Raw genomic sequence first — 15,100 nt, forward strand, 5'->3', positions numbered from 1 at the left:
GATGCGCTTCCGCCACCCCGACGGCAGCACCGTCCACCTCGCCTATTGCACCAACGTCCACCCCGCCGAGACCCTCGACGGCATCCTCGCCCAGCTCCGCGACCACTGCGAACCCGTCCGCCGCCGCCTCGGCCGCGACCGGCTCGGCATCGGACTGTGGCTCGCCCGCGACGCCGCCCGCGCCCTCGACACCAACCCCGTCGCCCTGCGCACCCTGCGCTCCGCGCTCGACGGCCGGGGCCTGGAGGTCGTCACCCTCAATGGCTTCCCGTACGACGGCTTCGGCGCGGAAGAGGTCAAGTACCGCGTCTACGAGCCGGACTGGGCCGATCCCGAACGCCTGGCCCACACGACCGCGCTCGCCCGTGTCCTCACCGGTCTGCTCCCGGACGACACCGCCGAGGGCAGCATCTCCACGCTGCCGATGGCCTGGCGCACGCCCTGGGACGCCCGGCGTGCCGAGGCCTGCCACACCGCCCTGAGCACCCTCGCCGAACGCCTGGACGCCCTGGAGGAGTTGACCGGCCGCTCCATCCGCGTCGGACTCGAACCGGAGCCGGGCTGTGTCGTCGAGACCACCGGTGACGCCCTCGCCCCGCTCACCGCGATCGGCCACCACCGCATCGGCATCTGTGTCGACACGTGCCACCTCGCCACCTCCTTCGAAGATCCGCACACCGCCCTGGACGCGCTCACCCGCGCCAGAGTCCCCGTCGTCAAGTCCCAGCTCTCCGCGGCCCTGCACGCCGAACACCCCCACCTCCCCGAGGTCCGCGACGCCCTCGCCGCCTTCGCCGAACCCCGCTTCCTGCACCAGACCCGCGCCCACACCGATTCCGGCCTGCACGGCACCGACGACCTGGACGAAGCACTCCGCGACGACGCGGCCCTGCCCGCGACCGCACCCTGGCGCGCCCACTTCCACGTCCCGCTGCACGCGGCGCCCACCGCACCCCTCACCTCCACGCTCGAGGTCCTCAAGGCCGCCCTGGCCCACCTCGTCGGCGGCCCGCACCCGCTCACCCACCACCTCGAGGTCGAGACCTACACCTGGCAGGCCCTCCCACCCGAGCTGCGGCCCCGCGATCGCAGCCGGCTGGCCGACGGCATCGCCGCCGAACTCACCCTGGCCCGTGAACTGTTGACCGACCTCGGCCTGAAGGAGCTGCCATGAGCGCCGACCCGGCCGACACCGGCCGTCCCACCCCGCTCCTCGTCCTGGACGTCGTCGGCCTCACCCCGCGTCTCCTCGATCACATGCCCCACCTGAAGGCCCTCGGCCAGTCCGGCTCCCGCGCCACGCTCGGCACCGTCCTGCCCGCCGTCACCTGCGCCGCCCAGTCCACCTTCCTGACCGGCACCATGCCGAACGAGCACGGCATCGTCGGCAACGGCTGGTACTTCCGCGAGCTGGGCGACGTACTTCTGTGGCGGCAGCACAACGGCCTGGTCGCCGGGGACAAGCTGTGGGACGCCGCCCGCCGTGCCCACCCCGGCTACACGGTCGCCAACATCTGCTGGTGGTACGCCATGGGCGCCGACACCGACATCACCGTCACCCCGCGCCCCGTCTACTACGCCGACGGCCGCAAGGAACCCGACTGCTACACCCGGCCCCCCGCCCTGCACGACGAACTCACCGAGAAACTCGGCACGTTCCCCCTCTTCCACTTCTGGGGCCCCGGCGCCGACCTGGTCTCCAGCCGGTGGATCATCGACGCCACCCGCCACATCCTGCGCACCCGCCGACCCGACCTCGCCCTGTGCTATCTCCCGCACCTCGACTACGACCTCCAGCGCTACGGCCCCGACGACCCGCGCTCCCTGAAGGCCGCCGCCGACCTGGACGCCGCCGTGGCCCCGCTGTTGGACGACGCCCGTGCTGAGGGCCGTACGGTCGTAGCGCTGTCCGAGTACGGCATCACCCGCGCCGACCGCCCCGTCCACATCAACCGGGCCCTGCGCCGCGCCGGACTGCTCGAAGTGCACACGCAGGACGGCATGGAGTACCTCGACCCGATGGTCTCCCGCGCCTTCGCCGTCGCCGACCATCAGATCGCGCACGTCTATGTGCGCCGCCCCGAGGACCTCGACGCGACCCGCGCCGCCCTCGACGGACTGCCCGGCATCGGCCAACTCCTCGGCGACGAGGGCAAGAAGGCCCACCACCTCGACCACCCGCGCTCCGGAGAACTCGTCGCCGTCGCGGAACCGGACGCCTGGTTCACGTACTACTACTGGCTCGACGACGCCCGTGCGCCCGACTTCGCGCAGCTCGTCGAGATCCACCGCAAACCCGGATACGACCCGGTCGAGCTGTTCATGGACCCGCTCGACCCCTACGTCAAGGTCAAGGCGGCCACCGCGCTCGCCCGCAAGAAACTCGGCATGCGCTACCGCATGGCGGTCGTGCCCCTCGACGCCTCACCCATTCGCGGCAGCCACGGCCGCCTCCCCGCGAGCGACGACGACGGTCCGCTCCTCCTTTGCTCCACCCCCCGCGCAGTCGGCGGCCACCTGGCGGCCACCGACGTGAAGTCACTCCTGCTCACCCTGGCGGGCCTGTCGGGCCGCCGGACAAGAGAGAGGCACCCGTGAACGACATCCAGCACACCGACGAACTGCTGCGCCGCAGCCTCGGCATCGGCCGCCGCCGCTTCCTGAGCACGTGCACCGCCGTGGCCGCGGGCGCCGTCGCAGCGCCCGTCTTCGGCGCGAGCCCCGTACACGCCGCCGACGCCCCGGCCCCCGCCACCGGCAGAGGCCACTCGCTCGTGCCCGCCGACAAGCGCGGCATCATCCTCTACACGGTCCGCGACGCGACCGGCCGCGACCCGCTCTCCACCACCCTGCCCTCCGGGTTCCGCGAGGTGTTCGAGCAACTCGCCCGATTCGGCTACCGGCAGGTCGAGTTCGCCGGCTACGGCCAGCACGCGAACGCACCCGGCGGCGCCAACCTGGAGTCCGTCGAGGGCGCCCGGCTGCTGCGGGGCTGGCTGGACGAGTACGGGCTGCGGGCCCAGGGCAACCACGGCTTCATCCCGGGGTCCTGGCCCCTGACCAGCGCGGACCTGGACACCTTCAAGAAGCATCTGGAAATCGCCAACATCCTCGGCATGGACCACATGGGCACCGGTGGCGACCCCACCGGCAGCTCCTACAAGGCCGACTGGGACATCGCCGCCGACAAGTGGCACGCCCTCGGCGAGATCGCCCGCAGCGCCGGGATCAAGCTCTACACCCACAACCACGATGCGGCGTACGGCTTCCTGATCGACGGCGGCCCGCTCGACGCCCAGGGCCGGCCCACGCGCAGCTCCGGCATCCGCAAGCTGGAGTACTTCCTCTCCATCACCGATCCGAAACTGATCTGGCTGGAGATGGACATCTACTGGGCGCACGTGGCCCAGTACAAGTTCCACACCTACACCGCGCACGACGGCTCCACGCAGGAGAACGTCTTCGACCCGGCGGGTCTTGTCACCCGCCACAACATGCGCTACCCCCTGTTCCACGCGAAGGACGGCGTCGTCAACACCACCAACGGACAGGGCTACGACATGGTCCCGTTCGGCACCGGCGTCATCGACTACACGACGTTCTTCTCCCGCGTGGGCCACCGCAACTACCACAACCCGATGGTCGAGCAGGACAACGCGCCGAGCTCCACGGATCCCGGGCAGTCGCTGAAGCATGCGAAGATCGGTTACGACAACCTCGCGGCCCTCCGTAAGAAGTGCGGGTAGCCCGCCCCGCACAACGGGCGGCCCTCCCCGCGAAGCGCTTCGCGGGGAGGGCCGCCCGTTGTGCGTAATCCCTTGCTCAGCCCACCGGTTGCGGCTGCGGAACCGATGTGTCCGCCCCGCTGCGCCCCGGCTGCCGGAGCAGCAGGGCGATCGCCGCCGCCACAATAGAGATGCCACCGGCCAGCGCGTAGGCGCCGTTGTAGCCCCAGGCGGCGACCACCATCGAGCCGAGCCCGCCACCGAACAGGCCGCTGATCAGCTTGCCGCTGTACACCAGCCCGTAGTTGGAGGCGTTGTAGTTCTCGCCGAAGTAGTCCGGGGTCAGAGCCGCGAACATCGGATAGAAGGCCCCACCTCCGAACCCGGAGAGGAAGGCGAAGAACAGGAACAGCGCCTCACTGTGGATGTCGCCGGCCCAGATGATGCCGAACTGCGCGAGACCCAGGACGACGATGACGAACACCAGGGTCTGTTTACGGCCCCAGGTGTCGGACAGCCAGCCCACCACTCCTCGGCCGATGCCGTTGATGACGGCCATGACGCCCATCGACGACGCCGCCACCAGCGGACCGAAACCTACCTCCTTGGCGAAGTCGACCTGGAAGGAGATCCCGAAGATCGACACGCCCGCGGTCATGACGAGTGCGACCCACATCAGGGGGAGCATGCCGGTCCTGATGGCCTCCTTGGGTGTGTACTGCTTCACCGCGGGAGGGTTCTTGGCGAGGCTGGCCGCGCCCTTTTCGGTGCCGCCGTAGGTCAGCGGATCGATGTCCGCCGGCCACCAGTTCTTCGGCGGGTCCTTGAAGAAGAACGCGGTGGCAAACACCACGATCACGATGTAGCAGCCGATGAGGTCCAGTACGCGGTGGTAGTTGGCCGTGTCGAACGCGTAGTTGAAGATGAAGATGAACGGCAGGGAGCCGTACGCGAATCCGCCGTTGACGAATCCTGTCTTCGCCCCACGTCGCTCAGGGAACCATTTGCCGACCATATTGATGCAGGTCGCGTACACCAGGCCGGACCCGACGCCACCGATGACGCCGAAGCCCAGGATGGCCAGGAGGACGTTACTCAGGTGCGAGAGGGCGAGGAAGCCCACCAGACACATGACCGACCCTATGTACATGGCCTTGCGGGCGGTCAGTATCCCCTTCTCCCGCAGCCAGCCCGCGGGGAAGGCGATGCCGGCCTGGAAGAAGACCCAGACGCTGAGAATCCAGAAGGTGTTGCTCTGTGTCCAGCCGTGCGCGTGGGACAAGGTGTCCTCGGCCGACCCGAACGCGTACTCGAAGACACTGATGGCCATCATGGCTATCCATGGCAGGTACACCATGAACTTGCGTGAGTGGCCCAGGATGTCCCGGTCGGTCTCGCCGACGCGGTACACGCGGCCACGTGCGTCGGTCACTTCATGGTACGAGCGCTGCTCGGTGCCGGTGCTGTTCGTTGCTATGGGGTCTGCGCTCATGGTTACGCCATCTCCTCGCCGAGCGGCCGTGCGTTGGGAACGATGCTGCGGGCATTGGGCCTGCCCGGGGCCTTGAGGAAGAGGGCCAGGACCGCGGAGGCCAGGCCGATGGAGCCGGCGAGGACGAACGCGCCGTGGTAGTCCCACGCTCCGACGACGACCGAGCCGACACCGGAACCGACCAGGCCCGAGATCAGCTTGGAGCTGTAGACCATGCCGTAGTTGCTGGCGTTGTTGTTCTCACCGAAGTAGTCCGCCGTCATGGCCGCGAAGAGCGGGAAGATCGCGCCGCCGCCGAAGCCGGAGACCATGGAGCAGATCAGGAAGAACGGCATGCTGCCCATCTGGCCGGAGACCAGCACGCCGAACTGTGCGCTGCCGAGCACGAGGCACACGATGACCAGGGTGTTGCGGCGGCCGTAGCGGTCGGATATCCAGCCGATGACGCCGCGCCCGGTGCCGTTGACGATGGCCTTCAGGGACATCGCCGTGGCCACGATGCCGCCCGCGAAGCCCATGTCCTTGCCGAACGGGACCTGGAAGGCGATACCGAAGATGTTGATGCCGGCCGTGCACAGCAGGCAGAACCACATCATCCACAGGACCGGCGTGCGCGCGGCCTCCTTCGGCGTGTACTGCTTGATGGCGGGCGGGTTCTTCTCGAGAGCCCGGCGGATGCGCGGGTCGTCGGTCGCCTTCAGCGGGTCGACGTGCGCGGGCCACCAGTTCTTCGGCGGGTCCTTGAAGAACCAGCCCGCGGCGGCCACCACGAGGCACAGTCCGACACCCACCGAGGCCAGCACGGTCTGGTAGTTGCTGAGGTTCATGTACGAGGTGAAGAGGAACACGAACGGCACGGACCCGTAGGCGAAACCGCCGTTGACGAGGCCGGTCTTGCCGCCCTTCCGCTCCGGATACCACTTGCCGACCATGTTCACGCAGGTCGCGTAGACGAGACCGGCGCCGATACCGCTGCACATGCCGAAGCCGAGATAGGCGACGAGCACGTTCGGCGCGTACGCCAGCGACACATAGCCCAGCATCGTGCCGACCGCGCCGATCAGCATGGCCGTACGGGCGGGCAGCTTTCCGCTCTCCCGCAGCTGACCGGCCGGGAAGGCCACGGCCGCCTGGAAGAACACCCAGACGCCCATCAGCCAGAAGATGTGCCCGCTGCTCCACAGATGTGCCTCGTGGAGCGTGTCCTCCGCCGACGTGAACGCGTACTCGGCGGAGCTGATGCCCATCATGCCCACCCAGGGCAGGATGACCATCCACTTGCGTGTGCGGCCCATGACGTCGACATCGGACTCGCCGACTCTGTACACGCGGCCATGGCGGTCCTTCACCTCGCTGTAGGCGAGGGATGCCGGTTGGTCGGTGGTTGTCATAACTGTTTACCCCTTGCGTCGAAAGATCTGGCCAGCGCCCCCTGTCCAATGCCTTTCATGCGCACGCGGGTCCGGGACCGGCCTGACGCGTAGCGTCGGCGGCCCCTGATCACTCACCTCATGAGCCGCCCCCCAACAGGCCTGCCGCCCGGGCCCAGCGATACTTCGCGCCGAGCACGGCGACCGGCTTCTCGGTCGTGTACGGGTACGCCACGACCCCTCGTTCGAAGAGGTACTGGCAGGCCTCCTCGACCTCGACGTCGCCGGCGAGCGACGCGACGACGGGCTTCTCGATGCCGCGCGCGCGGAATTCGGCCACCACGCGCGCGGTGAGCTCGGCGAAGACCATGGGAGGGGTCACGACGGTGTGCCAGTAACCGAGGACGAGCGCGTGGATGCGCGGGTCCTCGAGACCGAGCCGGATCGTCGCCTCGTAGGTCGACGGCGGCTCGCCCCCGGTGATGTCCACCGGGTTGCCTGCGGCCCCGAAGGGCGGGATGAACCTCCTGAAGGAGGCGTCGAGGTCCAGCGGTAACTCCATCAGGGACAGGCCGTTGTCGCTCACCGCGTCGGACAGCAGCACGCCGCTGCCGCCCGCCCCGGTGATGATCACGACGTTGTCGCCCGCGGGAGTGGGCAGGACCGGCAACGCGCGCGCGTACTCGAGCATGTCGTTCAGACCGGGGGCCCGGATGACACCGGCCTGCCTGAGGATGTCGTCGTACACGGCGTCGTCGCCCGCCAGCGCGCCGGTGTGCGAGCCGGCGGCCCTCGCACCGGCCGCCGTACGGCCCGCCTTGAGGACCACCACCGGTTTCCTCGGTACGGTAGCGCGCGCCGCGGCCACGAAGGCGCGCCCGTCCTTGAGGTCCTCCAGGTGCATCGCTATGCACTCGGTGTGCGGGTCCTCGCCGAACCAGGTCAGCAGGTCGTCCTCGTCCAGGTCCGACTTGTTGCCCAAGCCGACGATCGCCGACACGCCCGTCCGTGTGGTCCGCGCGAAGCCCAGGACGGCCATGCCGATGCCGCCGGACTGCGAGGTCAGCGCCACCCCGCCCTTGACGTCGTACGGCGTGCAGAACGTGGCGCACAGGTTCTGCCAGGTCGCGTAGTAGCCGTAGATGTTCGGCCCGAGCAGCCGGATGCCGTACCGCTCGCCGATCGCCACGACCTCGGCCTGGAGTTCGTGCTCACCGGTCTCCGCGAACCCCGAAGGGATGAGCACGGCGTTGGGGATCCCCTTGCGACCCACCTCCTCCAGAGCCGCGGCCACGAACGGGGCGGGGATCGCGAAGACCGCCACATCCACCTCACCAGGCACGTCCGTGACACTCTTGTACGCCCTGCGGCCCAGAATGTCATCGGCCTTGGGGTTCACCGGATGGATCTCCCCGGCGAAGCCGCCGTCGATGAGGTTGCGCATGACCGAATTGCCGATCTTGCCCGGCTCGTTGGAGGCCCCGATCACGGCGATGGAGCGAGGCTCCATCAGCCGGCGCATGGAGGTGAGGATCTCCTCGCGCGAGTACGTCCTGCGGGCCGGCGGCTGCCGGTCGGCGAGGATCACGCGAATGTCCGCCGCGACCGCGCCGTCCTCGGTGGCGATCACCGGGTTGAGGTCGACCTCGGCGATCTCCGGGAAGTCGGCGACCAGTCGGGACACCCGCCGGATCTGCTCGGCGACCGCCCGCCGGTCCACGCCCACCCGGCCACGCACCCCGCGCAGGATCTCCGCCGAGCGGATCGAGTCCAGCATGGACAGCGCCTCAGCGTCGTCCACGGGCGCGAGGCGGAACGTCACGTCCTTCAGGACCTCGACGAGCACACCGCCGAGCCCGAAGGCCACGACCTTCCCGAACGTCGGGTCGGTGACCGCGCCGACGATGACCTCCTGCCCCTCGGGGACCAGTTCCTGGATCTGCACGCCCTCGATCCGCGCCTTGGGGTCGTAGACGTGCGCGCTCTCGATGATCGAGTGGAACGCGGCCCGTACGTCCGCCGCGCCCCGGACGCCGACGACGACGCCGCCCGCGTCGGTCTTGTGCTGGATGTCCGGGGAGACGATCTTCATTACGACGGGCCGGCCGAACCGCTGCGCGAACGCCACCGCCTCGTCGACGTCCCTCGCCAACTTTTCGCCCGGTACGGCGATCCCGTACGCGTCGGCGAGCACCTTGCCCTCCGGCGCGGTCAGCGCGGTCCGCCCCCCGGCGCGCACGGCGTCGAGCAGCGCGCGCACCGGTATGAGCCGTTCCTCGTCGGGCACGTCAGATCACTCCGCTCGAGCGGAGCAGGCGCAGTTCCTCGTCGCCGAGGCCCAGTTCACCGACGTAGACCTCCTCGTTGTGCTCGCCGAGCAGCGGTGAACTCGTCACCTCCACCGGGGAGTCGGAGAGCTTGAGGGGGTTGCCGACGGTCACGAACTCGCCGCGCTGCGGGTGCGGCACGGTGACCACCATGTCGTTGGCGATCAGCGACTCGTCCTCGATGATCTCCTTGGTCGACAGGATCGGCCCGCACGGGATGTTGTGGGCGTTGAGTCTCTCCAGAACCTCCCATTTGGGGAGCGTCGAGGACCATTCCTCGATCAGCTGGAACATCTTGCCGAGCTTGGGCAGGCGGGCTTCCGGCGTCGCCCACTCGGGGTCGTCGGCCAGTTCGGGCCGGCCGATCAGTTCGCTGAGCGGCTGCCAGCCCACGGGCTGCACGATGACGTACACGTAGTCGTTCGGGCCGCCCGGCGCGCACTTGACCGCCCAGCCGGGCTGGCCGCCGCCGGACGCGTTGCCCGAGCGGGGAACCTCGGTGCCGAAGTCGTCGTTGGGATATTCGGCGAGGCGTCCGTGCGACAGGCGCTGCTGGTCGCGCAGCTTCACCCGGCAGAGGTTGAGCACCGCGTGCTGCATGGCCACGTTCACCCGCTGACCGCGTCCGGTGTGCTCGCGCTGCAGCAGCGCGGCGAGTATCCCCGCCACGGCGTGCACGCCCGTACCCGAGTCCCCGATCTGGGCCCCCGTCGCCATCGGCGGCCCGTCCTCGAAGCCGGTGGTGGCCATCGACCCGCCCATGGCCTGGGCGACGACTTCGTACGCCTTGAAGTTGGTGTACGGCCCGTCCCCGAACCCCTTGATGGAGGCGTAGACGATCCGCGGGTTGATCTCCTTGATGCGGTCCCAGGTGAACCCCATCCGGTCGATCGCGCCCGGCCCGAAGTTCTCGACCATCACGTCCGAACGGCGGATCAGCTCGGTGAGGATCTGCTTGCCGCGCTCGGTCTTGGTGTTGAGGGTGATGCTCCGCTTGTTGCAGTTGAGCATCGTGAAGTAGAGGGAGTCGACGTCCGGGAGGTCGCGCAGCTGTGTGCGCGTGATGTCACCGGAAGGCGCCTCCAGCTTGACGACGTCCGCCCCGAGCCAGGCGAGCAGCTGGGTCGCGGAGGGCCCGGACTGGACGTGGGTCATGTCCAGGACGCGGATGCCTTCGAGTGCCTTGGTCGGCGTGCCCGTCATGAGGTCACCTCAACTCACTTGATACGTCGGTCTGGTTCAGGGCGCGGGGCATCCCGCGAGGGGTTTTGTACATTGCATACAGTCGACGAATACTGTATGAAGCTTGTTATCCCGCATCCGGCGGGTGGTGTCCAGGGGGCGTGCGGCACTTTTAAGACGGGAGCCGGAATGGACCTGTATGAACACCAGGCAAGGGACCTCTTCCAGGAGCACGGCATCGTCGTGCCCCGGGCCGAGGTCACGGACTCGCCCAAGGAGGCCCGCGAGATCGCCCGCAGGCTCGGTGGCCGCGTCGTAGTGAAGGCGCAGGTCAAGACCGGCGGCCGGGGCAAGGCCGGCGGTGTGCGGCTGACCGACGACCCGGCCGCCGCCGAGGTCGCGGCGCGGCACATCCTGGGCATGGACATCAAGGGCCACACCGTCGGCAAGGTGATGCTGGCCGAGCCCGTCGACATCGAGAGCGAGTACTACGTCTCCTACGTGCTCGACCGCGCGGCGGGCCGCTTCCTCGCGATCGCCTCCGCCGAGGGCGGCATGGAGATCGAGGAGGTGGCCGCGAGCAGGCCCGAGGCCGTGGCCCGTATACCGATCGACCCGGCCGAGGGCGTCACCTCGGCGAAGGCGGCCCAGATCGCCGACACCGCCGGACTGCCGGCCCAGACCGTCGACGTCCTCGTACGGCTGTGGCAGGTGCTGGTCCGCGAGGACGCCCTGCTCGTCGAGGTCAACCCGCTCGTGCGCACCCCGAAGGGGCACATCCTCGCCCTCGACGGCAAGGTCACCCTCGACGACAACGCCCGCTTCCGGCAGGCCCGTTGGGGCGCCGACGGCACGGAGCACGACGACCCGCTGGAGGCCCAGGCAGCCGCGCGGGGCCTGAACTACGTCAAGCTCGACGGCGAGGTCGGCATCATCGGCAACGGCGCCGGCCTGGTCATGTCCACCCTCGACGTGGTCGCCGGCTGCGGAGCCCGCCCGGCCAACTTCCTCGACATCGGCGGCGGAGCCTCCGCCCAGGTCATGGCCGACGGGCTCGCGGTGATCCTGTCCGACCCGGCCGTGAAGTCCGTCTTCGTCAACGTCTTCGGCGGCATCACCGCCTGCGACGCGGTCGCCGACGGGATCGTCCAGGCCCTGGACACCGTACGGCTGACCAAGCCGCTCGTCGTCCGGCTCGACGGCAACAACGCGGCCCGCGGCCGCGCGATCCTCGACGAGCACGCGCACCCGATGGTCCAGCAGGCCACCACCATGGACGGCGCGGCCGGACGTGCCGCCCAACTCGCCACCACGGTCTAAGGAGACGGGACGACATGGCGATCTACCTCACCAAGGAGAGCAAGGTCCTCGTCCAGGGCATGACCGGCGGCGAGGGCATGAAGCACACGCGGCGCATGCTCGCGGCCGGTACCGACGTGGTCGGCGGCGTCAACCCGCGCAAGGCGGGCCGCACCGTCGACTTCGACGACCGTGCGATCCCCGTCTTCGGCACGGTCCGCGAGGGCATCGAGGCGACCGGGGCCGACGTCACCGTGGTCTTCGTGCCGCCCGCCTTCGCCAAGGCGGCCGTGACCGAGGCCGCCGACGCGGGCATCGGAGTGGCCGTCGTCATCACCGAGGGCATCCCCGTCCACGACTCGGTGGCCTTCACCGCGCACGCCAAAACCAAGGGCACCCGCGTCATCGGCCCCAACTGTCCCGGCCTGATCACCCCCGGCCAGGCCAACGCGGGCATCATCCCCGCCGACATCACCAAGCCCGGCCGGATCGGCCTGGTCTCCAAGTCGGGGACGCTGACGTACCAGTTGATGTACGAACTGCGCGACATCGGCTTCTCCACCTGCGTCGGCATCGGCGGCGACCCCGTCGTCGGCACCACCCACATCGACTGCCTGGCCGCCTTCGAGGACGACCCCGACACCGAACTGATCGTCCTCATCGGCGAGATCGGCGGCGACGCTGAGGAACGCGCGGCCGCGTACGTCCGCGACCACGTCACCAAGCCCGTCGTCGGCTACATCGCCGGATTCACCGCCCCCGAGGGCAAGACCATGGGCCACGCGGGCGCCATCGTCTCCGGCTCCTCGGGCACGGCGCGGGCCAAGCAGGAGGCACTGGAGGCGGCCGGGGTACGCGTGGGAAGTACCCCCACGGAGACCGCCCGCCTGGTCCTCGACACCCTCGCGGCCCACGGCAATCTCACGCGCGCCTGACCCGAGACGACTGTCACGCGCGGACAACCGCGCGTAGCGTCCCTGGTACGGCCTCGTCGCCCGAGTCCGCGTCGAAGCGGGCTCAGGCGGCGCGGGCCACCCTTGCCAACACCCGGCCCGATCGTGCACCGAGAGCGGAGCTGACGCATGGCACCCACCCTCACCACGAACCGCCCCCACCTCACTCCGAAGTCGGGGACGTCCTGGAGCGACGCCTGGCGGCGCTCGCTCGCCGTCGCCCCCGAGGCCTTCCGGGACGACCGCGTCCTCAACCTCTGGGGCGCCGCCTGGCAGGCGGACGGCCGGGCGCTGGCCGCGACCAGCCCGGTCGACGGCAGCCCGATCGCGGGTGCCCCGCGCCTGGACCGGAGCACCGCCGGGCAGGCCGTCCGCGCCTCGCTGGACCAGCACCGCGCCTGGCGGCACGTCCCCCTCGAAGAACGCCGCGCCCGGGTCGCCGCCACCCTGGACGCCCTCACCGAACACCGCGAACTGCTCGCCCTGCTGCTCGTCTGGGAGATCGGCAAGCCCTGGCGGCTCGCCCAGGCGGACGTCGACCGGGCGATCGACGGCGTGCGCTGGTACGTCGACGGCATCGAGCCGATGGTCGCCGGCCGGGCCCCGCTGGACGGGCCCGTGTCCAACATCGCGAGCTGGAACTACCCGATGAGCGTGCTCGTTCACGCAATGCTGGTGCAGGCACTGGCGGGCAACGCGGTCATCGCCAAGACCCCGACCGACGGCGGTGTCGCCTGTCTGACCCTCGCCTCGGCGCTGGCCGCCCGCGAGGGCATCCCGGTCACCCTCGTCAGCGGCAGCGGCCGTGAGCTGTCCGAGGCGCTGGTCCGCGCACCCGAGATCGGCTGCGTCTCCTTCGTCGGCGGCCGCGACACCGGCGCCGCCGTGGCCACCGCCGTCGCCGACCTCGGCAAGCGGCACGTACTGGAACAGGAGGGCCTCAACACCTGGGGCGTCTGGAACTACTCCGACTGGGACGCGCTCACCGCGGTCGTGCCCAAGCTCTTCGACTACGGCAAGCAGCGTTGCACCGCCTACCCGCGCTTCGTCGTCCAGCGCGAGCTGTTCGACGAGTTCCTGGCGGCCTATCTGCCGGCGGTGCGGGGGATCAGGGTCGGTCACCCGCTGGCCGTCGAACACCCCGACGACGCCTTCCCCGAGCTGGACTTCGGCCCCCTGATCAACGCGGCCAAGGCCAAGGAGCTCCAGGACCAGGTCGCCGAGGCAATCGACCGCGGCGCCGTCCCGCTGCACCGCGCCAAGCTCACGGACGGTCGCTTCCTGCCCGGCCAGGACACCTCGGCGTACGTCCAGCCGGTCACCCTGCTCAATCCACCTCCGTCCTCACCGCTGCACCACGCAGAGCCCTTCGGCCCGGTCGACACGATCGTCCTGGTCGACACCGAGGCGGAGCTGCTGGCCGCCATGAACGCGTCCAACGGCGCGCTGGTGGCCACGCTGTCCACGGACGACCAGGCCACCTACGACCGGCTCGCCCCGCAGATCCGCGCCTTCAAGACCGGCCACGGCAAGCCCCGATCCCGCGGCGACCGCGACGAGCTGTTCGGCGGCTTCGGCGCCTCCTGGCGCGGCGCCTTCGTCGGCGGCGAGCTCCTGGTTCGCGCCGTGACTCAGGGCCCGGCCGGAGAGCGGCTGCCCGGGAACTTCCCGGACTACCAGCTCATGCCCTGACCGACCCCGGTGGCGCCGGTCGGCGACGGGCGCCACCGGGCGACGACCGCGTCGTCCGGCCACGGAAACGCAGGTGAAAGGCACTGCGAAAGCTTGGTATTGTTGTTCATGTCGCCGCGGGGAACGCTCCGGCCGGGCGGCAGACACCTGGTCCGGGTGGCGGAATGGCAGACGCGCTAGCTTGAGGTGCTAGTGCCCTTTATCGGGCGTGGGGGTTCAAGTCCCCCCTCGGACACAACCAAGCCTCCCAGGTGCGCCGCTGTTGCTTCGGTCTCGCGTACGGCCTGGCGGCGTGCGGCATACACCAGCCGGTGCACCGCCCGGTCGGCCGCCGCGAACAGCTCACGGCCCACATCCGCGGCGCTCACGTCCACGCAGTGCAGCGCGACGGCCACAGCGGCGAGGGCCTCCTGCTCCACCTCGGCGCGCTCCAGGTGCGCCGGGCGCGCCAGGCGGGCCAGCATCCGGCGCAGCACCGGCACGGTCATCGCGACCGCCACCGTGTCCCACGGCCGACCGAGCTGCTGCGCGCGGCGCACCACCTCACACCAGGTCCGCCGACGCAGTACCTGCGAGGTGGCGGGGTGGGCGAGGCGGGTTCGGAACTGGTCGACAGGCAGCACGGGCTGCTCCGGTTCTTCGCAGACCAGATGCGCGGGCAGCGTGAGCGGCTCGGGCGCAGTGGCAAGCGCGAGGAAGGACTCCTCCAGCACACCCAGAGGCGAAAGGCCGGTGGGGCGCGCGCAGGCGGCGTGACGGTGGACGGGGCGGACGGTGTCGTGCACGGCACTGCTCCTCGTGGGGAGTGGCGGAACAACTTCCGCCGCCACCCCTTTCAGCCCGCCGCGCCACCGGCGGACCGACTGAACACCACCTCCGGACCAGGGCCGGTCCTTTGGACCGGCCTGTGCGATGGCCCACTGCTGGACCGCCCCCATGACCAGCACCGCGGCCACGCCTGCGCCGGCCGGTATCGAACACGAAGAAAGTTTCCGTCTGTGCTCGGGCCCTCTCCCTGCCGGTGTCCTGTGTCATTGGATCTTGAGTGATGGCTCGTTAA

Annotated in this window: 10 protein-coding genes and 1 tRNA gene; 7 read left to right on the plus strand and 4 right to left on the minus strand. The window is 69.9% G+C overall.

Annotated features, from left to right (window positions below):
* The first annotated feature begins 1 nt into the window (after nt 1).
* The 3 genes from eboE to ACFYXB_RS32185 are packed head-to-tail and all read left to right on the plus strand — an operon-like array spanning nt 2 to nt 3,746.
* Nucleotides 2-1,174 (plus strand): metabolite traffic protein EboE, encoded by a 1,173-nt coding sequence (gene eboE, locus ACFYXB_RS32175; RefSeq protein WP_389588310.1) that lies wholly within the window; start codon nt 2-4, stop codon nt 1,172-1,174.
* Complete coding sequence (locus ACFYXB_RS32180; RefSeq protein WP_389588312.1) at nt 1,171-2,598, plus strand: alkaline phosphatase family protein; 1,428 nt, start codon at nt 1,171-1,173, stop codon at nt 2,596-2,598. The genes eboE and ACFYXB_RS32180 overlap by 4 nt, the downstream gene beginning before the upstream one ends.
* Nucleotides 2,595-3,746, plus strand: a complete 1,152-nt coding sequence (locus ACFYXB_RS32185; protein ID WP_389588313.1) for a sugar phosphate isomerase/epimerase family protein — start codon at nt 2,595-2,597, stop codon at nt 3,744-3,746. The genes ACFYXB_RS32180 and ACFYXB_RS32185 overlap by 4 nt, the downstream gene beginning before the upstream one ends.
* A gap of 76 nt (nt 3,747-3,822) precedes the next feature.
* Here ACFYXB_RS32185 and ACFYXB_RS32190 read toward each other — a convergent pair whose 3' ends face one another.
* From ACFYXB_RS32190 to frc, 4 genes are all read right to left on the minus strand, one after another.
* Nucleotides 3,823-5,217: an OFA family MFS transporter gene (locus ACFYXB_RS32190; protein WP_389588315.1), complete on the minus strand. Its 1,395-nt coding sequence runs from the start codon at nt 5,215-5,217 to the stop codon at nt 3,823-3,825.
* A gap of 2 nt (nt 5,218-5,219) precedes the next feature.
* On the minus strand, nt 5,220-6,608 hold the full coding sequence (locus tag ACFYXB_RS32195) for an OFA family MFS transporter (protein WP_389588317.1): 1,389 nt from the start codon (nt 6,606-6,608) through the stop codon (nt 5,220-5,222).
* A 118-nt stretch (nt 6,609-6,726) separates the two neighbouring features.
* Nucleotides 6,727-8,874 carry an acetate--CoA ligase family protein gene (locus ACFYXB_RS32200; protein ID WP_389588319.1) on the minus strand — a complete coding sequence of 716 codons (2,148 nt, stop codon included), beginning with the start codon at nt 8,872-8,874 and terminating at the stop codon, nt 6,727-6,729.
* 1 nt (nt 8,875) lies between these two features.
* Nucleotides 8,876-10,117, minus strand: a complete 1,242-nt coding sequence (frc, locus tag ACFYXB_RS32205; protein ID WP_389588321.1) for a formyl-CoA transferase — start codon at nt 10,115-10,117, stop codon at nt 8,876-8,878.
* A gap of 168 nt (nt 10,118-10,285) precedes the next feature.
* On the opposite strand from frc, the gene sucC reads away from it, so the two are divergent.
* The 4 genes from sucC (at nt 10,286) to ACFYXB_RS32225 (ending at nt 14,275) form a co-directional block, all read left to right on the plus strand.
* Complete coding sequence (gene sucC / locus ACFYXB_RS32210) at nt 10,286-11,416, plus strand: ADP-forming succinate--CoA ligase subunit beta (RefSeq protein ID WP_389588323.1); 1,131 nt, start codon at nt 10,286-10,288, stop codon at nt 11,414-11,416.
* A 14-nt stretch (nt 11,417-11,430) separates the two neighbouring features.
* Nucleotides 11,431-12,330, plus strand: a complete 900-nt coding sequence (gene sucD / locus ACFYXB_RS32215) for a succinate--CoA ligase subunit alpha (RefSeq protein WP_351359286.1) — start codon at nt 11,431-11,433, stop codon at nt 12,328-12,330.
* Nucleotides 12,331-12,477: 147 nt separating this feature from the next.
* Entirely contained in the window at nt 12,478-14,040 is a 1,563-nt protein-coding gene (locus ACFYXB_RS32220; RefSeq protein WP_389588325.1) for an aldehyde dehydrogenase family protein, read from the plus strand.
* Between the two features lie 150 nt (nt 14,041-14,190).
* A tRNA-Leu gene (locus ACFYXB_RS32225) sits at nt 14,191-14,275 on the plus strand.
* Nucleotides 14,276-15,100: the final 825 nt, after the last annotated feature.

The organism is Streptomyces sp. NPDC002619 (assembly GCF_042889305.1).
Classification (GTDB): Bacteria; Actinomycetota; Actinomycetes; order Streptomycetales; family Streptomycetaceae; genus Streptomyces.